Here is a 20,210-nt window from a genome sequence, read left to right as displayed (position 1 = left end):
GGATGGATGCAACGACCGAAGACCGCCTGCTGGACGGTCGCGTTACGCTGCGCCAGCCGGCCCGCGGCTATCGAGCCGGACTTGACGCGGCGCTCCTGGCCGCGGCCTGCGACGCGAAGGCCGGCGAGCGGGTTCTGGAGGCCGGCTGCGGCGCCGGCGGGGCGCTGCTGGCTGCGGCTGTCCGGCGCCCCGAAACACGCTTCACCGGCGTCGAACGCGATCCTGCCGCCCTGAGGCTGGCGCGGGAGAACATCGCGCTGAACGGGCTGGGCGACCGGGTCGAGGCGGCGGAGGGCGACGTGGCCGTGCGGTTTTCGGGCCTGGGGCTTGAGCCCTTCGACGCCGCCTTCAGCAATCCGCCGTTCTTCGACGACGCCGGCGCCCTGCGCGGCCCCGCACCCGAGCGGCGCGCCGCCTGGATGGCCGACGACGGGCTGGCCGCCTGGATCGGCTTCCTGTCGAAGGCGGTCCGCGAGGGCGGGACGATCACCCTGATCCACCGCGCCGATCGCCTGGCCGACATCCTGGCCCTGCTGGGCGACAAGTCAGGCTCGGTGCAGATCCGGCCCATCCACCCGTTTGCCGACGAGCCCGCCAAGCGCGTCATCGTCCGCGCCGTCAAGACCGGCAAGGCGCCGCTGAAGTTGCTGCCGCCCCTGGTGCTGCACGACCGCGGCGGCGAAAAGCACCGCCCCGAGGTGGAAGCGATCCTTCGCGGCGAGGCCGCCCTGCCCTGGGGCTAGCCGCCATTGCCCACGCTCGACAGCCTCGCGCTGTCGGCCAGCATGCGGTCGAGCAGATCCAGGTTCACCTGTTCGGGCCGGCGGAAGCGGATGCAGCTCTTGCCGGCGTCCAGGCCTCTGAGCTCTTCCTCGTAGAGCGGGTGAACGCGCGGGCTCACGTACAGCGAGATGTGCTGCTTCTGGCTGTTGAAGGCGAAGACCGGCGCCTCGTCGTCGGAGCGGACGTAGGCCGGCATGCCATAGCTCATCCGCTCGGCCGGCGCGCCGAAGTGCTTGAGGGCGCAGTTGCGCACCGCGCGGAGCACGGCCTCGCGCTTGAGATCGACCTCGGCGAACCAGTCGTCGACGGTGGCGGCCTTGGACTGGACCATCGCTAGATCCCCAACTCCGCCTTGCAGCTGTCATCGACGATGTCGTGCTGCTCGGGATGCTTCTTCACCCAGGCCGACATGAACGGACAGGTCGGGATGACCTTCAGGCCGTTGGCGCGGGCATAGCCGAACGCGTGTTTCGCCAGCGCGCTGGCGACGCCTTTGCCTTCGAACTCCGGTGGCACCACCGTGTGAGGCAGCACGATGCGCCCGGGCTTCAGGCGATATTCGGCGAAGGCGGTGTGACCGTCGAGGTTCACCTCGAAGCGATGGGCCTGGGTGTTGTCGGTCACCTGGACGTCGACCATGCGCTTGCTCCTTCTCTCAAACGTCTTCTTGACGGACCCGAGGCCGGTCGCCAAGGTCCGCCGCATTCGGCGCAACCTGCAGCAAAGGAGAGGTTCGTGATGTCGCCCATTGCCCACGCAGCCCTTCGCTGCGTCGCGCCGTCCGCTGCCTAGCAGCGCATCATCCCCGGGACTGGGGATGCCCTGGCGTCGACGCCCCAACGGCATGCTGACCCAAGGACATCTCCATTGTTGATCCAATACGGCTGGAGCCCCGAGCTCCAGGACCAATTCCAAACCTACGCCGACCGGGGGCTGATCCCCGGCCGGCTCGTCGTGCAGCAGCGCGGCGGCTATCGCTTGATCACCGAGGATGGCGAGATCGAAGCCCGCGCCTCTGGCACCTTCTTGAAGTCCGCCTCGGACGAGGAGCGTCCGACCGCGGGCGACTGGGTCGCCGTCGAGGCCCGGCCCGGCGAGACCACCGCCCTCGTCCACGCCGTCCTGCCCAGGAAGACCGCCTTCATCCGCCGCTCGGTGCGGGGCGGGGCGCAGGTGATCGCGGCCAATGTCGATACAGCGTTCCTGGTCGCGTCGCTGAACTCCGACCTCAACCTGCGCCGGCTCGAGCGTTACCTGGCCACGGCGTTCGAGAGCGGGGCCGCCCCGGTGATCGTGCTGACCAAGGCCGATCTCATGGAGGATATCGCCGCCGCCGTCGCCGAGGTGGAGACCATCGCATCGGGCGCGCCCGTGCTGACGGTGTCGTCGAAGACGGGCGTGGGGCTCGACGGCATCGCCGCCCACCTGCCGCCCGGGCGCACGGCCGTGCTGCTGGGTTCGTCCGGGGCCGGCAAGTCGACGCTGCTGAACGCCCTGGCCGGCGAGGAACGGATGGATACGGGCGCCATCCGGGAGGCCGACGAGCGGGGCCGCCACACCACTACCCACCGGGAACTGGTTCTTCTGCCGTCCGGCGGATTGATCCTCGACACGCCGGGCATGCGGGAACTCGGCCTGTGGGAGGCCGACGCCGGGGTCGCCACGGTGTTCGAGGACGTGGAGGCGCTGGCCAGCCAGTGCCGCTTCAGCGACTGCAGTCACGCCAAGGAGCCGGGCTGCGCAATCCGGGCGGCCGTCGAGAGCGGTGTGCTGCCCGAAGCGCGGCTGCGCGCCTACGAGAAGCTGCAGGGCGAGCTCGCCCACGAGCGCCGGCGCGAAGACCCGCGTGCAGCCCAGGAGAACAAGAAGCTTTGGGCCTCGCGGCACAAGGCGGCGCGGGCCTGGATGAAGCAGAAGCGGCGGGGGCCGGAGGACTAGCGTGCGCGGGGGCGGCGAAATCGCTACTTAGGCCGCGATGTTGCGGATCTCTGAGCTCAAGCTGCCCCTGGACCACGCGCCCGACGCCCTGCCGGCGGCGATCGTCGCGCGGCTGGGTGTGCGGCCGGACGACCTCAAAGGCTGGTCGATATGGAAGCGGGCGCATGACGCGCGCAAGAAGGCGGCGATCCTCAAGGTCTACATCGTCGACGTCGACCTCGCCGACGAGGCGGCGGTGCTGCAGCGGCTGGCCGGCGACCCGCACCTGCGGCCGACGCCGGACACCTCGTACAAGCCCCCCGTCCGCGCGCCGGCCGCCCAGCGCCTGCGGCCGGTGGTGGTCGGCGCCGGGCCGTGCGGGCTGTTCGCGGGGCTGATCCTGGCCGAGGCGGGGTTCAATCCCATCATCCTCGACCGCGGCAAGGTGGTGCGCGAGCGGACCAAGGACACCTGGGGCCTCTGGCGGCGGGGCGAGCTGAACCCGGAGTCCAATGTCCAGTTCGGCGAGGGCGGGGCCGGCACCTTCTCGGACGGCAAGCTGTACAGCCAGATCAAGGATCCGCGGCACCTGGGGCGAAAAGTGCTGACCGAGTTCGTCCAGGCCGGCGCCCCGCCTGAGATCCTGACCGAGGCGCACCCCCATATCGGCACCTTCCGGCTGGTGACCATGGTCGAGAGCCTGCGGGCCAAGATCGAGGCGCTGGGCGGGGAGTACCGCTTCCAGACCCGTGTCACCGATGTCGAGCTGGAGCGCGCGCCCGACGGCGCCCAGCGCCTGCGCGGCCTGCACCTGCACACCGGCGAGTTCCTCGAGGCTGACCACGTGGTCTTCGCCGTCGGCCATTCGTCACGCGACACGTTCCAGGCGCTCTACGAGAGGGGCGTCCACGTCGAGGCCAAGCCGTTCTCGATCGGCTTCCGGATCGAGCACCCGCAGTCCTGGATCGACAAGGCGCTGTTCGGCCCTTGCGCCGGCCACCCCGACCTGGGCGCCGCGGCCTACTCGCTCTCGCATCACTGCGCCAACGGCCGGACCGTCTACAGCTTCTGCATGTGCCCCGGCGGGACCGTTGTGGCGGCCGCGTCCGAACCGGGCCGCGTCGTCACCAACGGCATGAGCCAGTATTCCCGCAACGAGCGGAACGCCAACTCGGGCTTCGTGGTGGGGATCACGCCGGCGGACTACCCCGGCGACCACCCCCTGGCGGGCATCGACCTGCAGCGCGAGCTGGAGAGCCTGGCGTTCGTGGCCGGCGGCGGGAACTACGAAGCGCCCGGCCAGCTGGTGGGCGACTTCCTGGCCGGCCGCGCCTCGACCGCGCTGGGAAACGTGGTCCCCAGCTATCGCCCCGGCGTGCGGCCGACCGACCTGGCCGCCGTCATGCCGGAGTATGTGATCACGGCGATGCGCGAGGCCTTGCCGGTCTTCGGCCGCAAGATCCCGCGCTACGACGATCCCGAGGCCGTGCTGACCGGGGTCGAGACCCGCACGTCATCGCCGATCCGCATGACCCGCGGGCCCGACTTCCAGAGCCTGAACGTCCGCGGGCTGTTCCCGGCCGGCGAAGGCGCGGGCTATGCGGGCGGCATCCTCTCGGCGGGGGTCGACGGCATTAAGGTGGGCGAAGCCGTGGCCCGAGCGATCGTGGACGCCGCCGTCCCGGTCTGAGGATCAGGCGACCATCTTGCGGTAAAGATGCCAGCTGGCGTGCCCCAGGATCGGCACCACCACGATCAAGCCCACCAGCGCAGGGATCGACCCCAGCACCAGGGCGCCGGCGATGATGGCGGCCCAGATCACCATGGTCGCGAAATTGGCTTGCACCGCCTTGAGCGAGGTCTTGATCGCCGTCCAAAGACCGACGTCGCGGTCCAGCAGTAGCGGCACGGACACCACGCTGATCGCGAACGCCAGCGCCGCAAAGACAAAGCCTACCGCCACGCCGCCGCCGATCAGCATTGGGCTCGCCTCCGAGCGGAACACGTTCTCGAGGAAAACCCGCAGGGTGGGCGGCGTGTCGGCGCCCAGGGTCGTCACACCGATCTGGTAGGCGATGGCCATCCAGACACCGAAGATCGCCAACAGCACCACGCCCACGCCAAGGATCGAACCGATGGCCGACGAACCGAACACCCGCATGGCGTCCAGCCAGCCGACGTCCTCGCCCTGCTCACGCCGGCGGCTCATCTCGTAGAGGCCGGTGGCGGCCACGGGCCCCAGGATCGCGAAGCCCGAAGCCAGCGGGAACAGCATCATCAACAGGTTGGCGTTGAACGCCACGGCCGCCAGCACGACGCCCGCGATCGGATAGATCAGCCCGATGAACAGCACGTCGTCGCGCAACGCGCCCATGTCATCGACGCCCGCCTTCAGCGCGTCGCGCAGATCGGCGATCCCGACCTTCCGCACCACGGGCGCCGCCTGTCCCGCGTGGCGCTCTGGGTGGGGGATCAGGAAGCGCGAGAAATCGCGCACCCCCCAGGCGAGCTTTTCAGCCGCATACTCGAACGGGTTCTCAATGTGATTAGGTTGGGCCATCGCAGTCCTCCCGCACCCTTGCTCAGGGTTGGGCCGTCACTGCACGGGGCCGTACGGGCTCGTCGCGCAACGCGGACCACAACCCAACGGGCCCAGGATAGCACGAAACGCGGCCACCGTGCGCCAACAACGAAAGCGGCCCGGGACTCACGTCCCGGGCCGCCACGATTCTGCAGGGATCGGCGGGAGACTAGTTCCGCGCGGTGTCCACCAGCTTGTTCTTGGTGATCCAGGGCATCATGGCGCGCAGGCGCTGGCCGACTTCCTCGATCTGGTGCTCGGCGCCGCGGCGACGGGTGGCCTTGAAGGACGGCGCGCCGATGGCGTTCTCGGCCATGAAGTCGCGCACGAAGCGGCCCGACTGGATGTCCTCCAGCACGCGCTTCATCTCGGCCTTGGTGTCGGCGGTGACGATGCGCGGCCCCGTCACGTACTCACCGTACTCCGCGGTGTTGGAGATCGAGTAGTTCATGTTGGCGATGCCGCCTTCGTAGATCAGGTCCACGATCAGCTTCACCTCGTGCAGGCACTCGAAGTAGGCCATCTCCGGCGCGTAGCCGGCCTCGACCAGGGTCTCGAAGCCCGCGCGGATCAGTTCCACCAGGCCGCCGCAGAGCACAGCCTGCTCGCCGAACAGGTCGGTCTCGCATTCCTCGCGGAAGTTGGTCTCGATGATGCCCGAGCGGCCGCCGCCGATGGCCGAGGCGTAGGCCAGGCCCAGATCCATGGCGCCGCCGGTGGCGTCCTGGTGGACGGCGATCAGGCAGGGCACGCCGCCGCCTTTCTGGTACTCGCCACGCACGGTGTGGCCGGGGCCCTTGGGGGCGACCATCAGCACGTCGATGCCGGCAGCCGGCTCGATCAGGTTGAAGTGCACGTTCAGGCCGTGGGCGAACAGCAGGGCCGCGCCGTCGCGGATGTTGGGGGCGATCTCGGCGTTGTAGATCCCGCGCTGCAGCTCGTCAGGGGCCAGCACCATGAGCACGTCGGCCCACTTGGCGGCGTCGGCGACGCTCATCACCTTCAGGCCGTCGGCTTCCACCTTCTTGGCGGTGGCCGAACCGGGCTTCAGCGCCACGGCGACGTTCTTGGCGCCCGAGTCGTGAAGGTTCAGCGCGTGGGCGCGGCCTTGCGAGCCGTAGCCTACGATGGCGATCTTCTTGTCCAGGATGCGGGAAATGTCGGCGTCGCGGTCGTAGTAGACGCGCATGATTGTTCTCCTAGGACAAAGAATGTTCGCCTGCAGGCGCAACGGCCGTGCGGCGAAGCCGGGGGTGTGAAGCGGTTTTTTGCGCAAAGGTCAAGGGAAGCGGCGTCACAGCGACAGCCTCGCCATGCTGAGCGAGTCCACATAGGCCCCGTCACGCCAGGCGTAGGCGCGATGCAGGCCCTCGCGCTGGAAGCCGAAGCGCTCGTAGAGCTCCACCGCGCGCGCGTTGTCGGCATAGACGTTCAGCTCCAGGCGCTTGATGTTCCACCAGCGCTCGGCGAGGTCGACGACAGCGGCCAGCAGGGCCGTTCCGACTCCGTGGCCGGCGTGGGCGTCATGGACCGCCATCCCAAGGTGGGCGACGTGGCTGCGCCGGTGCCACGGCTCGCGGTGCAGCCCGATCATGCCTATGACGCGCTCGCCGACCTCCGCGACCAGCAGCCGGTTGTTCTGATCGGTCGCGTCGAAACGCGCCTCCCGCATCGCCGCGGGCGTGAACGGGGTCTGGAGGGTGCCCCAGACGGCGCGCGGCTGGTTCATGACGTCCGCCACCAGACGCATGTCCGCGGGTTCTGCCGCGCGAATGCATATGTCCGGGGCCTCGGGGATCGGCGGGTCCATCTGTCTCTCCTCAGGAGCGGGACGGACGAGGGCCAGAAAAAAGCCCCGTCCGGATCCCGGCGGGGCTGGTGTTCGGTCTGTGCTCTGGCTTCGTCTGCTAGCGCGCAACATCCCTCACCGGCCCACCGGAGGCGGTCGGAAGAAGATTTACGAGCTGCATGGCGAAGGCGCGCATGGCGGTTGGATAGCGCGACCACGCCGCTACGGTAAAGCCGTGATCGCCGCGCGGGCCGAACTGTGGCATGCGGCGGCGATGCCGATCGAGGTCACCCCCGCCATCACCCTCGCCGACGACGAGGTGCAGATTCGCGCCGTTCGCGCCTCGGGGCCGGGCGGGCAGCATGTGAACAAGGTTTCGACGGCGATCGAGCTGCGCTTCGACGTCCGCGGGTCGCAGAGCCTGACGCCCTATGTGCAGGGGCGGCTGGAGAAACTGGCGGGCAGCCGGCTCACCCTGGAGGGCGTGATCGTGCTGGTGGCCCAGTCACGGCGGTCGCAGGAGATGAACCGTCAGGAGGCGCTGGAACGTCTGCTGGACCTGATCCGCAAGGCGGCCGAACCGCCGCCGCCGCCGCGCAAGAAGACCCGGCCTACCTACGCCTCGAAGCTGCGCCGGCTGGAGGGCAAGACCAAGCGGTCAGGGGTGAAGGCGATGCGCGGGCGTCCCAGCGGCGACGATTAGGCCGCCGCCAGGGCCCAACCATCAATCGGTCGTGTCGTCGATTTCCGCGCCGGGCGCGTTTTTCTTGATGCTCTCGATGGCGCTCTTGGCGCCCGCCTTGGACGCGTAGCCCTCGGTCGAGAACATCACTTCGCTGTTGTATTTGAACCGGACGCGGAATTCCCCGGCCTTGTCCTTGTAGATTTCGAACTTGTGGGCCACGCGGGCCTCCCTGGTGATTTGTCCCCGAACGGGCCCATTGGGGCCGGCCCGGCGGATGTGGTCAAGCCGACATACACTGTCCTGCTTTCAAGGTTTGGCCGCATTCGCCTATAAGGTGCGCCCATGCTCGCCCCCCGACGCTCGCTCGCCCTTGCGGCCACGCTTTCCGCCCTCACCGCCACCGCCTGCGCCCCGACGCTGGGCCCGCCGCCGCCCGGCGGCAGCCCACCTCAGCCGCCGGCGAGCGGCAACGCCCAGTTCAACGCCGGCGACTTCGCGTGGTCGCAGCGGTCGGGCGCCAACGTCATCGCGGGCAAGGTCGCCTACAGGCAGGGCCCCACGCGCTACACCTGCGCCGGCTCGGCCGTGGTGCTGACGCCCGAGACCGCATGGTCGGCCCGCCGCATGACCGCGCTGTATGGCTCCACTGAGCGGGCCGCCCTCCCCGCCGACGAGGTTCGCCGCCGCACGCCCAGCGCGCCCGCCGGCGACGCCGGCCCCTATGTGAAGCGCACCACCTGCGACGACGCCGACCAGTTCGCCTTCGGCGGCCTGCCGGACGGCGCCTGGTACGCCATCACCATCGCCCGCCCCGTCGGCCCCGCAGGCGGCGCCACCGTCGCGCTGATGAAGCGCGTGGTCGTGCGCGGCGGCCGCACGACGCCCGCCGTCCTCTAGAACCGCGCGCCTTCCAGGCCTTCAGAAAAACTGACGCCGCCTGAAATTTATTCCTAGTTACTCGATGGGATAAAAAGACAACTATCGAGATCTCGCGGGACCGTGACGCCCGTCATCGGCCCGGTGCGCCCCACTTGGCGTAACCGGCCCTGATCTCGGGATGCCTGACATGACTGCAGCCGCTGTGAACCGCCGTCGCCTGATCGCCACCGGCCTCGCCGCCGGCGCGGCGTCCTCGCCTGTCGCCGCTCTGGCCCAGCCTGGCACAGTCAATCTGCTGAACGTCAGCTACGACCCGACGCGCGAGCTCTACAAGGACATCAACACGGCCTTCGCCGCCTGGTGGAAGGCCAACACCAAGAGCGGCCAGATCCTCAACATCCAGCAGAGCCACGGCGGCTCGGGCAAGCAGGCCCGGGCGGTGATCGACGGCCTGCAGGCCGATGTGGTCACCCTGGCGCTCGGGGGCGACATCGACGAAATCGCCACCCGCGCCAAGCTGCTGCCCGCCAACTGGCAGAGCCGCCTGCCCAACAACTCGGCTCCCTACGTCTCGACGATCGTGTTCCTGGTCCGCAAAGGCAATCCCAAGGCGATCAGAGACTGGGGCGACCTGATCCGGCCGGGCGTCGAGGTGATCACGCCAAACCCCAAGACCTCGGGCGGCGCGCGCTGGAACTACCTGGCCGCCTACGCCTGGGCGCTGAAGCAGAAGGGCGGAACGCCCGCCTCGGCCGAGGCCTACCTGTCCAAGCTGTTCGCCCAGGTGCCGGTGCTGGACACGGGCGCCCGGGGCTCGACCACCACGTTCGCCGAGCGCGGCATCGGCGACGTGCTGCTGGCCTGGGAGAACGAGGCCTACCTCAGTCTCGAGGAGTTCGGCCCGGGCAAGTTCGAGATCGTCTACCCCAGCCTCTCGATCCTGGCCGAGCCGACCGTCGCGGTCATCGACAAGAACGCCGAGCGCCACAGGACGAAGCCGGCGGCCGAGCAATACCTGCGCTTCCTCTACAGCCCGCGCGCCCAGGACCTGATCGGCAAGCACCACTTCCGGCCGCGCAACCCTGCCGCGCTGGCCAAGTACCGCAGCAAGTTCAAAGACATTCCGATGGTGACGATCGATCGCCAGTTCGGCGGCTGGACGAAGGCGCAGGCCGTCCACTTCGCCGACGGCGGTGTCTTCGACCGCATCTACAAGCGCTAGCCCCGATGACGGCGGCCACCCTGGCTTCGGCGCCCAAGCCCCGCACCGCGTGGGTCCAGCCCAGCATCCTCCCGGGCTTCCCCCTGGCCATGGGCTGGACGCTCACATGGCTGGGCCTGATCGTCGTGCTGCCGCTTACGGCGCTGGTCATCCGGCCCTGGGAGCTGGGCCTCGCCGGCGTCTGGGAGTCGCTGACCGAACCTCGGGTGCTGGCGGCCCTGCGCCTCTCGTTCGGCGCGGCGCTACTGGCGGCGCTGACCAACGTGCCCCTGGGTCTGCTCGTGGCCTGGACCCTGACCCGCTACGAGTTTCCGGGCCGGCGCATCGTCGACGCCTTCGTGGACCTGCCCTTCGCGCTGCCCACGGCCGTCGCCGGCATCGCGCTGACGGCGATCTACGCCCCGACCGGCCTCTTGGGTGAACCGCTGGCCAAGCTGGGTATCAAGGCCGCCTACAGCCCTATCGGGGTCTACATCGCGCTCCTGTTCATCGGCCTGCCCTTCGTGGTGCGCACAGTGCAGCCCGTGCTGCAGGACCTCGACATCGAGGTCGAGGAAGCCGCCACCACCTTGGGCGCGACCACCCTTCAGCGCTTTTCGCACGTCGTCATGCCGGCGGTGGCCCCGGCGCTCATCTCAGGCTTCAGCCTGGCGTTCGCCCGCGCGGTCGGCGAGTACGGCAGCGTGATCTTCATCGCCGGCAACATGCCGCTGAAGTCCGAGATCGCGCCGCTGCTGATCGTCATCCGGCTGGAGCAGTACGACTACGCCGGGGCCGCGGTGGTGGGCCTGGCCATGCTGGCCATTTCGTTCGGCGCCCTGCTGGCCGTGAACGGTTTGCAGCTCTTCCTGGCCGGGAGAGGCCGCCGATGAACCCGACGATCCGCCTGCCGGGCCTCGCGCCCCTTTTCCTGGTGCTGACCCTGACCATCCTGGGCGTGCTGATCGTGCTCCCGCTGGGCGTCGTGTTCGCGAGCGCCCTGTCACAGGGCCTGGCCGCCTACATCGAGCCGCTCACCCATCCCGACGCCCTGGCGGCGATCCGGCTGACGCTGACGGTTGCAGCCATCTCCGTGCCGCTGAACGCCATCTTCGGAGTCGCGGCGGCCTGGGCGATCGCCCGCTTCGAGTTCAAGGGCAAGAGCCTGCTGGTCACCTTCATCGACCTGCCGTTCTCGATGTCGCCGGTCGTTTCGGGCCTGGTCTGGGTGCTGCTGTTCGGAGCTCAGGGCTGGTTCGGGCCCTGGCTGCAGGACCACAACATCAAGATCATCTTCGCGACCTCGGGCCTCGTGCTGGCCACTGTGCTGGTCACCCTGCCCTTCGTGGCCCGCGAGCTCATTCCGCTGATGCAGGACCAGGGGGCCGACGAGGAAGCGGCCGCGCTGACCCTGGGCGCCGGCGGCTTCACGACCTTCTGGCGGGTCACCCTGCCCAACATCAAGTGGGCGCTGCTGTACGGCGTCCTGCTCTGCAACGCGCGCGCCATGGGCGAGTTCGGCGCGGTCTCTGTCGTCTCCGGCAGCGTCCGTGGCCTTACCACCACTTTGCCGCTCCACGTCGAGGTGCTCTACAATGACTACGAATTCGTCGGCGCTTTCGCGGCGGCCTCCATCCTGGCAGGCCTCGGCCTCGTCACCCTCGTCCTCAAGTCGGTCCTCGAATGGCGTCATTCCGGTGAACTTTCAGCGAGCCGACGACACTAGCGCCAACCTGGCCCTGGAGATCAAAGGCGTCTCCAAGGCCTATGGCCGCTTTCCCGCCCTGAAGGACGTGTCGCTCCAGGCGCGGGACAAGGAATTCCTGGCGCTGCTGGGGCCGTCGGGCTCGGGCAAGACCACCCTCCTGCGCGTGCTGGCCGGGCTGGAGACGCCCGACGCCGGCGAGGTGCGTTTCGGGGGCGAGGACTTCCTCTCCCTGCCCGTGCGGCATCGCAAGGTGGGCATGGTGTTCCAGCACTACGCCCTCTTCCGGCACATGACCGTGGCCCAGAACATCGCGTTCGGGCTGACGGTCCGGAAGCGGTCCGAGAAGCCGTCCAAGTCCGAGATCGCCGACCGGGTCCACAAGCTGCTGCAGCTGGTTCAGCTGGAAGACCTGGGCAAGCGCTACCCCTCGCAGCTGTCGGGCGGCCAGCGGCAGCGCGTGGCGCTGGCGCGGGCGCTGGCGATCGAGCCCCGGATGCTGCTGCTGGACGAGCCGTTCGGCGCCCTCGACGCCCAGGTCCGCAGAGAGCTGCGCCGCTGGCTGCGGGAACTGCATGACCGCGCCGGCGTCACCACCGTCTTCGTCACCCACGACCAGGAAGAAGCTCTCGACCTGGCCGACCGCGTCGCGATCCTGAAGGACGGCCAGCTGATCCAGCTGGGCTCGCCCAACGAGGTCTACGAGCATCCGGCGACGCCGTTCGTGTTCGACTTCCTGGGCCAGGCCTGCCGCATGCCGGGCGTGGTCGAAGGCGGCCGACTGCGGATCGCCGACTGGGACTCCGAGGCGCCGGCCGGCGCGCCGCAGGGCGCGGTCGAGGTCTTCTTCCGTCCCGACGAGGTGACCTTCGCCCCGGCCGACGGCGCGGGGCTGTCGGCTGACGTGAAAGCCGTGGCTCAGCGCGGCCCGGACGTGCGCATCGACTGCCGGATCGAAGGCCAGCCGGTCGAGCTCATCGGCCACGGCCCCACCCTGCCCCCGGGCGTCAGCCCCGGGCTGTCGGTCCGCGTGCGGCCGACGCGGCCGCAGGTCTACGCGGCGGGGTAGCGCCTTGCGCGCGCCTCTCCCGGGCGCGATGGCCGGGGCGTGAGAGAGGAAGCTAGCGAGCCCCCCAACGGGTGTCATCGCGGTTTGGGCGAAAGCCCAAGACCGGGACCCAACGCGCGCGTGCTCCGCGGCTGGAGGATGGCTCCATCCGGGAGGGGAAGGTTCGAAACGTGGAGCACCGGCCGGTTGGGTCCCGGTCTTCGCCTTCGGCGAAACCGGGCTGACACCTAGGAGGTGTTGACGAGCCGCAGCGAGGCGCCGGTGAGGAGGGCGGCGCGGCCGGCCAGCGTGGCGGCTGGAGCCTGGAGGGCCGGGATGGCGGCAAGCGCCGGGGTGCGGGACACGACGGTAAGGTCCCGGGCGATACGGGCGCGGTTGACGTCGTCGTCGGCATGGAGGGTCTCGCCCCGTTCGAGGCGCATGCGCCAGTCGGGACGTTCGTTCCAGTCGGGACGTTCACCGGAGTCGTCGCTCTCGCCGCGCTCGTCATCGTCGGCGGATCGGGCGGAGCGGTCGGCCTCGGGACGCAGGGCCGGAGCGGCGGTTCCGGCGGCGAAGCGGGCGCGGAGCGCCAGGGACTGGCGCACGCCGCGGCTCATATGCTGGTAGGCGGTGACAAGGGCGAGGAGCTTGTCGGTCTCGCTGGCGGTGGTGGCCAGCGCCGCCTCATGCACCTTGCGGGCCATACCCATGCCGAGGTGGGCGAGCTCCATGAGGAGGGCCTGTTCGGCCGTGGTGTCCGCCTCGTGCGACATGAACAAACCAAGAACATGTTTGTCGGGCAAAGTCAAGCTCTGACTCGCCGTGAGGCGGACCAGTCGCCGAGCGCAGCGGAGAGCGACTGGTGGGGGCGAGCCTCAGGCTCAGCGGAACGATTGGCCGTAGTTGGCTCAGCAGGTGGAGCCCGCCCCCTCCACCAACCGCTCTTCAGCCGGCGGCGCCGGCTTCGGCGGCCGGTCCCCCTCCCGCCGCTTCGCGGGGAGGTAAAGTCCGCCACCCCCCTGGCGGATGTTCGGAGCGCGGTGGCCGACCTCCCCGCCGCGGCGGGGAGGTCGGATTGGGCCTGCGCCTAGTGCACCTTCGCCCGGCCGATCGACAGGGCGCCGTCGCCCGCGTGGACGTCGATGACCGAGCCGTCCGCCAGGTCGCCCGCCAGCAGCTTGCGGGCGATGGGGTCGATCAGTTCCTTCTGGATCACCCGTTTCAGCGGCCGGGCCCCGTAGACGGGGTCGTAGCCGCGGTCGCCCAGCCAGTGCAGGGCGCCGTTGTCGAGGCTGAGCGTCATGCGGCGGTCGGCCAGCAGCTTCTCGACCCGCTGGAGCTGGATCTTCACGATGCCGTCCATCTCGCTGCGGCCCAGCCGCTTGAAGAGGATGATCTCGTCGATCCGGTTCAGGAACTCGGGCCGGAAGTGGTGGCGCACCACGTCCATGACGCCGGGCCGGGCCTTCTCCACATCATCGCCGTCCGCGAGCTCGGCCAGGTGCTGTGAGCCCAGGTTCGAGGTCATGATGATCAGCGTGTTGCGGAAGTCGACCGTGCGCCCCTGGCCGTCGGTCAGGCGACCGTCGTCCAGCACCTGCAGCAGCACGTTGAAGACGTCCGGGTGGGCCTTCTCGACCTCGTCGAACAGCACCACCTGGTAGGGCCGCCGGCGCACCGCCTCGGTCAGCGCCCCACCCTCGTCGTAGCCGACGTAGCCGGGCGGCGCGCCGATCATCCGGCTCACCGAGTGCTTCTCCATGTACTCGCTCATGTCGAGGCGCGTGATCGCCTGCTCGTCCGAGAACATGAACTCGGCCAGCGCCTTGGTGAGCTCGGTCTTGCCCACGCCCGTGGGGCCCAGGAACAGGAAGGAGCCGATCGGCTTGTTCGGGTCCTGCAGGCCGGCGCGGGCGCGGCGCACCGCATCCGAGACCGCGACGAGGGCCTCCTCCTGCCCGACCACGCGGCCGCGCAGGCTGTCCTCCATGCGCAGCAGCTTCTCGCGCTCGCCCTCCAGCATCTTCTCCACCGGGACGCCGGTCCAACGGCTGACGACGGCGGCGATCTGCTCGGCGTCGACGACCTCAGGGGCCATCGCCTCGTCCTGGCCTTCGGCGGCCTCGGCCTCGGCCAGGCGCTTTTCCAGCTGCGGGATCTCGCCGTAGGCGATCTCGGAGGCGCGCTGCAGGTCGCCGCGGCGCTGGGCGCTCACCAGCTCGGCGCGCAGGCGATCGAGGGCCTCGCGGGCCTGGGCGGCCGAGGAGACCTTCTCCTTCTCGGCCTTCCAGCGCGCGCCCATCTCCTGGCCCTGAGCCTCCAGCTCGGCGAGTTCTTCCTCCAGCTTCACCAGCCGCGCCTTCGAGGCGGCGTCGGGCTCCTTCGCCAGGGCCTCGCGCTCGATCTTCAGCTGCACGACGCGGCGGTCGATCTCGTCGAGCTCCTCAGGCTTGGAGTCCACGGCCATGCGCACCCGGCTGGCGGCCTCGTCCATCAGGTCGATGGCCTTGTCCGGCAGGAAGCGGTCGGTGATGTAGCGGTTCGAGAGCGTGGCCGCCGCGACGATGGCGCTGTCCGAGATGCGCACCCCGTGGTGGACCTCGTACTTCTCCTTCAGGCCGCGCAGGATCGAGATGGTGTCCTCGACCGTGGGCTCGTCCACCATCACCGGCTGGAAGCGCCGCGCCAGCGCCGCGTCCTTCTCGACGTGCTTGCGGTACTCGTCCAGCGTGGTGGCGCCGACGCAGTGCAGCTCGCCGCGCGCCAGGGCGGGCTTCAGGAGGTTGGAGGCGTCCATCGCCCCGTCCGACTTCCCGGCGCCGACCAGCGTGTGCATCTCGTCGATGAACAGGATGATCGAGCCCTCGGCGGCGGTGACCTCGTTGAGCACGGCCTTCAGCCGCTCCTCGAACTCGCCGCGGTATTTCGCGCCGGCGATCAGGGCGCCCATGTCGAGGCTGAGCAGCTTGCGGTCCTTCAGCCCCTCGGGAACGTCGCCGTTCACGATGCGCAGGGCCAGGCCCTCGACCACGGCGGTCTTGCCGACGCCGGGCTCGCCGATCAGCACGGGGTTGTTCTTGGTCCGGCGCTGCAGGACCTGGATCGTGCGGCGGATCTCCTCGTCGCGTCCGATCACCGGATCCAGCTTGCCGTCGCGGGCGGCCTGGGTCAGGTCGCGGGCATAGCGCTTCAGCGCGTCATAGCCCTCTTCCGCCGAAGCGCTGTCGGCCGTCCGGCCCTTGCGCACCGCGGTCGCGGCGTCCTCCAGGCCCTTGGCGGTGACGCCGGCGTCCTTCAGCACCTTGGCCGCCTCGCCGCCCTCCTTAGCCAGCGCGATCAGCAGCCGCTCGGTGGTGACGAAGGCGTCGCCGGCCGCCTTGGCGCCGGCCTCGGCCTCGGCGAAGACGCGGGCCGTCTCAGGCTTCATGTAGAGCTGGCCCGAGCCGCCCTCGACCTTGGGCGTGCGCGAGAGCGTCGCCTCGACAGCCTTGTCGACCTCGGCGGGCCGGCCGCCCGCGCTCTGGATCAGGGCGGCCGAAAGCCCGTCCTTTTCCTCGAGCAGGACTTTCAGGATGTGTTCGGGCGCCAGGTGCTGGTGGCGCCGGGCCAGCGCAAGGCTCTGCGCCGACTGGATCGCCTGCTTGGCGCGGTCGGAATAGATGTCGATGTTCATAGGATCCCCATCAAGGCGGAACTCGGCTGCCGCCTTCTTCGAAGCACGGCGTCCGGCTCACCCGATGTAGTGTGGCAGATGCGCCACACAAGGGACCTTGCGCAGGATCAATTCGGCGGGTTGTGCTTCTCGAGGAAGGCCATGGTGGCGGCCACGACGTAGTGGCGAGCGTCGGCGCGGTCCTGCCAGTCTCCATCTCCGGGCAGAAGCACAAGTTCCACCTCTTTCCCGGCCCGACGCAAAGCGTCGGCCATGGCCTGGCTCTGTGAGGACGCGACCTCGCGATCCTTGGAATTGTGGAGCAGCAATATGGGAACGTCGGCTTGTTCCGCCCGCCGCACGGGGGACAGCGCAGCGAGTTGGCTGGGATCATCAACCACCTCGCGTCCAATGTAGTAGTTCAGCAGGGTCAGCGGCCGCCCACCGACACTCGTCTTGGCGTAGGCAATCTGCTTGGCGAGGTCAGAAACACCGTCGACCGACACGGCGCAGCGATAGACGCCGGGATTGATCGTCGCGCCCGCCAATGCGGCGTAGCCGCCGTACCCTTCGCCAACGATACAGACCCGCTTCGGGTCAATGAGCCCGCCAGAAGCGAGCGCGCCCACCCCGTCGGAAAGGTCTGTCTGCATCTTGCGGCCCCATTGGCCCCGCCCGGCCTCGCGCAATGCGTCCCCGAAGCCGTCCGATCCGCGATAGTTCAACTGCAAGACGGCGTACCCGCGAGACGCCATGGCCTGCGCCCACCAATCGAAGTCAACCGTGTCGCGCCCCCAGGGCCCGTCGTGAGGCAGAACGATCAGAGGCAGGTTCTTCCGGTGCTCACTCCCAGGCGGGCGCGTAAGATATCCTACAAGCTCAAGTCCATCTGTCGCCTTGAAGCGCACGCGTGTCTTGAGCCCGACGTCGGCCGTGGACAGGCCAGGGTACATCGACGCGATCCAGGACGCCTTCCGTGCGGCCACATCAACCAGGGCGTAGCCCGGGCTCTCGCGCGGCCTGTCGACCCACGCGATCACGGCGCGACGATCCGCTGACCATGACTTGACCTCGACGGTCACAGCCTCGAAGGCCGAGGTAACCTCTGCAATGACTTGCTCATACGCTTTGTCGAGGTAGCTGTAGCGCTCGGCATCCCCGTCCATAACGTAGTGGCCAATCAGTTGACCGGTCTGGGGGTCCGTCAACGGAACCTGGCCGTCCGCGGCCACGACCGGCGGTTTGTCGAGTGAACCGTCCAGCCGCGCCTCGCGCCATTCGTCGAGACCATTCGGACGCCTTACGGAGTAGACCACGCCGCGCCCGTCCGCGCTCAGGCTCACCAGCCTAACGCTCTCGGTTGGAGCGCTCGAATAGGCTGTCCGCCACCCCTCCACCGTCTTCACCTTGATGCTGGTTTGCCGCGTTCGATCGACGAACACCTCCTGAGCCGCCGGCTTCCCCGAGGCGTCTACGATCCAACGCCGCACACCCTGTTCGGCGTGCGCCACAGGACTCGTCTTGCCGGTGTCGAGGTCCGCGCGAAACAGGGCGACACTGCCACGCTGGTCGATGAACTCGAAGGCCTCGAGAAACACGGCTGGCTCGCCATCGACGACGCGGATCATCGGAGCGCCGACGATGTTGTTCATCCCGCTTTCAGCGTTCGAGTGCAGCGGCGTCAGTCTCGATGCCGCGACATCGAAGAAATGCACGCGGCGCCAACTCATCGCCCCGCCCTTCGCGGCGGCAGGATCGTGGTCAACCTGTGTGGTTACGAGAAGCCCACGTTCGCCGACCCATCGAGCCGAGGTCGTCGGGATCTTGCCAAAACTGGCCCGCGCGATCAGCGCCTTGCTCGTCGCATCCTGAACAACGAGCGAGGTCTCCCCGTCCAGGTGGATCATCAAAGCGATCTGCCGCCCGCTGGGAGACAGCGTGGCGGCATGGATCGCCGGCGGCTGGGTGTAGGCTTCGAGGGGCGCTGCCCACCCCGGCCACGCCATTCCGGCAATCCACACCGCCGCAAGGCGCGCAACGAGTGACTTCATCCGGTCCTCAGTTCGGCGGGTTGTGTTTCTCGACGAAGGCCATGGTGGCCTCCAGCGTCGCGCCGCGGGTCTCGCCGCGGCTGAGCCAGTGGTCCTCGCCCTTCTGGACGATCAGCTCGACCGGCTTGCCGGCCTTGCGCAGAGCGTCCGCCATGATCTCGCTCTGCTCCAGCGGCACCACCGTGTCGTCACGGCCATGGATCATCAGGATGGGTATGGACACCTTGTCCACGTGCGTGATGGGCGAGATTTGCGACAGCGCCGGATCATTCAGCGATGTGACGCCCATGAAGCGCTTCCAGTAGCGGCGCGCCCCCGGATCTTCGCTTTCGGCGAGTCGCCGAAGGTCGGAGAGCCCGGAGACGGCGACGGCGCAGCGATAGACTCCCGGGTCAAGGGTCGCCCCCGCGAGCGCCGCATAGCCGCCGTAGCTGGCACCGACAATGCAGACGCGCTTGGGATCGACCGTTCCCTGTCCGACCAGATGGCGGACGCCGTCGGAGAGGTCCGTCTGCATCTTGCGACCCCATTGACCGTAGCCCGCCTCGAGGTGCGGCCGGCCCAGGCCCGCCGAGCCTCTGTAGTTCACCTGCAACACCGCATAGCCCCGCGAGGCCATGCCCTGGGCCCACCAATCGAAGCCGGGCGTGTCGCGGGCCTCAGGGCCGCCGTGCGGAAAGACGATGAGGGGCAGACGCGTCGCGGCCCGATCGCGCGGCACGGTGAGGTAGCCACTCAGCGGCAGCCCATCCGACGCCTTGAACCGCACGGGCGTGCGAAACGCTATGTCACGAGCCTCGATCCCGGCGTACTCGGGCCCGATCCGCGTCACCTCGCGATTGGCCATGTCGATGAGCACGTAAGCTGGACCGTCAGTCGGCGAGTCCACGTAGATCACGATCTTCTGGCGGTCGTTCGACCAGGACTGCAGGCCGAGTACGGCGCCGCTGAAGGCGTCGGTCACCAGCTTCCAGGCCTCTGCGTCGGCGGCCTCGTGGAAGACATAGCGCGGTTCATCGCCGACCAGCGAGACCTGCCCGACGAGGCGGCCGTCTCTCGCCCGCACCGTGGCCTGGCTGTCCACGGACGGCGAAATCTCGCGGACCGCACCTCCATCCAGCGGAGCCTCCTTCCAGACCCAGCGATCCTCGCCGTCCCGGTCGGCGTAGAGCACCGACGTCGTCGTGCGGCCCATGCCCAGCAGATACGGGCGATCGAGCGGCGCAGTCTTCGAGGCGAGATCCCGCCAGCCGCTCGTGGAGCGGATTCGCAGCGTCCATTCCCCCGAACCGGAGTTGTAGAGCTCGCGCGCCATGACCTCGCCGTCGGCGTCGACAAGCCAGTTGATCGTGTCGGCCCCGCCCTGCTCGATCAGACGGCTCGCCCCGGTCACGGGATCGATCCGAAACAACGAGACGTAGCCGCGCGGGCCGGAAAAGATCACGCCCCGCGCGAAGATGAAGGGCTTGCCTCCCACCACGCGCACTACCGGCACGCCCAGGATCGCTTGAAGATCCGCCTGCTTCGACGCCCCCATGAGGGGGCGGATTTTCTTCCCGGCGACGTCGATCACATTGCCGAAGAACCACTCGCGTCGGCCGTCCTGGATCACAAACGAGGTATCCGTCTTCGACGTGGTCACGAGCAGATGCAGATCGCCGGCCCACTGAACGTTGCGTATCTTCTCGGCGCCGACGAAGCCCCTGAGCAGGACGGCGCCCTTCGCCAGGTCCTGGACGACGATCGTCCGCTTAACTCCGTCGGAGGTCACCACCGCGAGCAGCGAGCCGCTGGGCGAGACCGTCGCCGCCTCGATCGACGGCAGCTTGCCGTAGGACGACAGCGGGGCCGCCGCCGCAGGCGCGGCGATCAGGATCAGGACAAGGGCGCCAAGGCGCGCAACGATCCACATGAGC

At 69.0% G+C, this 20,210-nt stretch carries 19 protein-coding genes; 9 read left to right on the top strand and 10 right to left on the bottom strand.

What is annotated here, in order from left to right; genetic code table 11:
• Window positions 1-2: 2 nt before the first annotated feature.
• The gene (locus tag EPN98_RS05845; RefSeq protein WP_293361452.1) at window positions 3-743 is read left to right on the top strand and encodes a methyltransferase; all 741 of its coding nucleotides are present in this window, start codon (window positions 3-5) and stop codon (window positions 741-743) included.
• Here EPN98_RS05845 and EPN98_RS05840 read toward each other — a convergent pair.
• Window positions 740-1,114, bottom strand: coding sequence for an iron chaperone (locus tag EPN98_RS05840; RefSeq protein WP_293361450.1), 375 nt, complete (start codon window positions 1,112-1,114; stop codon window positions 740-742). The two genes, EPN98_RS05845 and EPN98_RS05840, sit on opposite strands and share 4 nt — an antisense overlap.
• Before the next feature lie 2 nt (window positions 1,115-1,116).
• Complete coding sequence (locus EPN98_RS05835; protein WP_293361448.1) at window positions 1,117-1,422, bottom strand: GNAT family N-acetyltransferase; 306 nt, start codon at window positions 1,420-1,422, stop codon at window positions 1,117-1,119.
• A 228-nt stretch (window positions 1,423-1,650) separates the two neighbouring features.
• On the opposite strand from EPN98_RS05835, the gene rsgA reads away from it, so the two are divergent.
• Both rsgA and EPN98_RS05825 read left to right on the top strand, forming a co-directional pair.
• Window positions 1,651-2,721: a ribosome small subunit-dependent GTPase A gene (rsgA, locus tag EPN98_RS05830; RefSeq protein ID WP_293361446.1), complete on the top strand. Its 1,071-nt coding sequence runs from the start codon at window positions 1,651-1,653 to the stop codon at window positions 2,719-2,721.
• A 37-nt stretch (window positions 2,722-2,758) separates the two neighbouring features.
• Window positions 2,759-4,390 (top strand): NAD(P)/FAD-dependent oxidoreductase, encoded by a 1,632-nt coding sequence (locus EPN98_RS05825; protein WP_293361444.1) that lies wholly within the window; start codon window positions 2,759-2,761, stop codon window positions 4,388-4,390.
• 3 nt (window positions 4,391-4,393) lie between these two features.
• Here EPN98_RS05825 and EPN98_RS05820 read toward each other — a convergent pair whose 3' ends face one another.
• The 3 genes from EPN98_RS05820 to EPN98_RS05810 form a co-directional block, all read right to left on the bottom strand.
• The gene (locus EPN98_RS05820; RefSeq protein ID WP_293361442.1) at window positions 4,394-5,260 is read right to left on the bottom strand and encodes a DUF2189 domain-containing protein; all 867 of its coding nucleotides are present in this window, start codon (window positions 5,258-5,260) and stop codon (window positions 4,394-4,396) included.
• A gap of 190 nt (window positions 5,261-5,450) precedes the next feature.
• Entirely contained in the window at window positions 5,451-6,470 is a 1,020-nt protein-coding gene (gene ilvC / locus EPN98_RS05815) for a ketol-acid reductoisomerase (protein WP_293361440.1), read from the bottom strand.
• A 105-nt stretch (window positions 6,471-6,575) separates the two neighbouring features.
• Window positions 6,576-7,091: a GNAT family N-acetyltransferase gene (locus EPN98_RS05810; protein ID WP_293361438.1), complete on the bottom strand. Its 516-nt coding sequence runs from the start codon at window positions 7,089-7,091 to the stop codon at window positions 6,576-6,578.
• A 253-nt stretch (window positions 7,092-7,344) separates the two neighbouring features.
• Here EPN98_RS05810 and arfB point away from each other — a divergent pair, with 253 nt between their 5' ends.
• On the top strand, window positions 7,345-7,773 hold the full coding sequence (gene arfB / locus EPN98_RS05805) for an alternative ribosome rescue aminoacyl-tRNA hydrolase ArfB (RefSeq protein WP_293361500.1): 429 nt from the start codon (window positions 7,345-7,347) through the stop codon (window positions 7,771-7,773).
• Between the two features lie 21 nt (window positions 7,774-7,794).
• Here the strand turns inward: arfB and EPN98_RS05800 are convergent, their stop codons facing one another.
• Window positions 7,795-7,974, bottom strand: a complete 180-nt coding sequence (locus EPN98_RS05800; RefSeq protein ID WP_293361436.1) for a YegP family protein — start codon at window positions 7,972-7,974, stop codon at window positions 7,795-7,797.
• 123 nt (window positions 7,975-8,097) lie between these two features.
• Between EPN98_RS05800 and EPN98_RS05795 the strand changes: the two genes are divergently transcribed.
• The 5 genes from EPN98_RS05795 (at window position 8,098) to EPN98_RS05775 (ending at window position 12,609) form a co-directional block, all read left to right on the top strand.
• Complete coding sequence (locus EPN98_RS05795) at window positions 8,098-8,652, top strand: hypothetical protein (protein WP_293361434.1); 555 nt, start codon at window positions 8,098-8,100, stop codon at window positions 8,650-8,652.
• 169 nt (window positions 8,653-8,821) lie between these two features.
• On the top strand, window positions 8,822-9,856 hold the full coding sequence (locus EPN98_RS05790; protein ID WP_293361432.1) for a sulfate ABC transporter substrate-binding protein: 1,035 nt from the start codon (window positions 8,822-8,824) through the stop codon (window positions 9,854-9,856).
• A 5-nt stretch (window positions 9,857-9,861) separates the two neighbouring features.
• Window positions 9,862-10,728: a sulfate ABC transporter permease subunit CysT gene (gene cysT / locus EPN98_RS05785; protein ID WP_293361430.1), complete on the top strand. Its 867-nt coding sequence runs from the start codon at window positions 9,862-9,864 to the stop codon at window positions 10,726-10,728.
• Window positions 10,725-11,561, top strand: a complete 837-nt coding sequence (cysW, locus tag EPN98_RS05780) for a sulfate ABC transporter permease subunit CysW (RefSeq protein WP_293361428.1) — start codon at window positions 10,725-10,727, stop codon at window positions 11,559-11,561. Before cysT ends, cysW begins: the two co-directional genes overlap by 4 nt.
• A 7-nt stretch (window positions 11,562-11,568) precedes the next feature.
• Window positions 11,569-12,609, top strand: coding sequence for a sulfate/molybdate ABC transporter ATP-binding protein (locus EPN98_RS05775; protein WP_293361498.1), 1,041 nt, complete (start codon window positions 11,569-11,571; stop codon window positions 12,607-12,609).
• 227 nt (window positions 12,610-12,836) lie between these two features.
• On the opposite strand, the gene EPN98_RS05770 is transcribed toward EPN98_RS05775, so the two are convergent.
• The 4 genes from EPN98_RS05770 to EPN98_RS05755 all read right to left on the bottom strand — a co-directional run bounded on the left by EPN98_RS05770 (window position 12,837) and on the right by EPN98_RS05755 (window position 20,206).
• Window positions 12,837-13,364 (bottom strand): hypothetical protein, encoded by a 528-nt coding sequence (locus EPN98_RS05770; RefSeq protein WP_293361426.1) that lies wholly within the window; start codon window positions 13,362-13,364, stop codon window positions 12,837-12,839.
• Between the two features lie 314 nt (window positions 13,365-13,678).
• Window positions 13,679-16,264 carry an ATP-dependent chaperone ClpB gene (gene clpB, locus EPN98_RS05765; RefSeq protein WP_293361424.1) on the bottom strand — a complete coding sequence of 862 codons (2,586 nt, stop codon included), beginning with the start codon at window positions 16,262-16,264 and terminating at the stop codon, window positions 13,679-13,681.
• Window positions 16,265-16,371: 107 nt separating this feature from the next.
• Complete coding sequence (locus EPN98_RS05760) at window positions 16,372-18,294, bottom strand: prolyl oligopeptidase family serine peptidase (RefSeq protein ID WP_293361422.1); 1,923 nt, start codon at window positions 18,292-18,294, stop codon at window positions 16,372-16,374.
• A gap of 7 nt (window positions 18,295-18,301) precedes the next feature.
• Window positions 18,302-20,206 (bottom strand): S9 family peptidase, encoded by a 1,905-nt coding sequence (locus tag EPN98_RS05755; protein ID WP_293361420.1) that lies wholly within the window; start codon window positions 20,204-20,206, stop codon window positions 18,302-18,304.
• Window positions 20,207-20,210 lie beyond the last annotated feature (4 nt).

Origin of the sequence: Phenylobacterium sp., from assembly GCF_004299445.1 — a bacterium.
GTDB lineage: Bacteria > Pseudomonadota > Alphaproteobacteria > Caulobacterales > Caulobacteraceae > Phenylobacterium.
The sequence above is the reverse complement of the archived record's forward strand: the minus strand, read 5'-3'. Positions and strand labels throughout refer to the sequence as shown.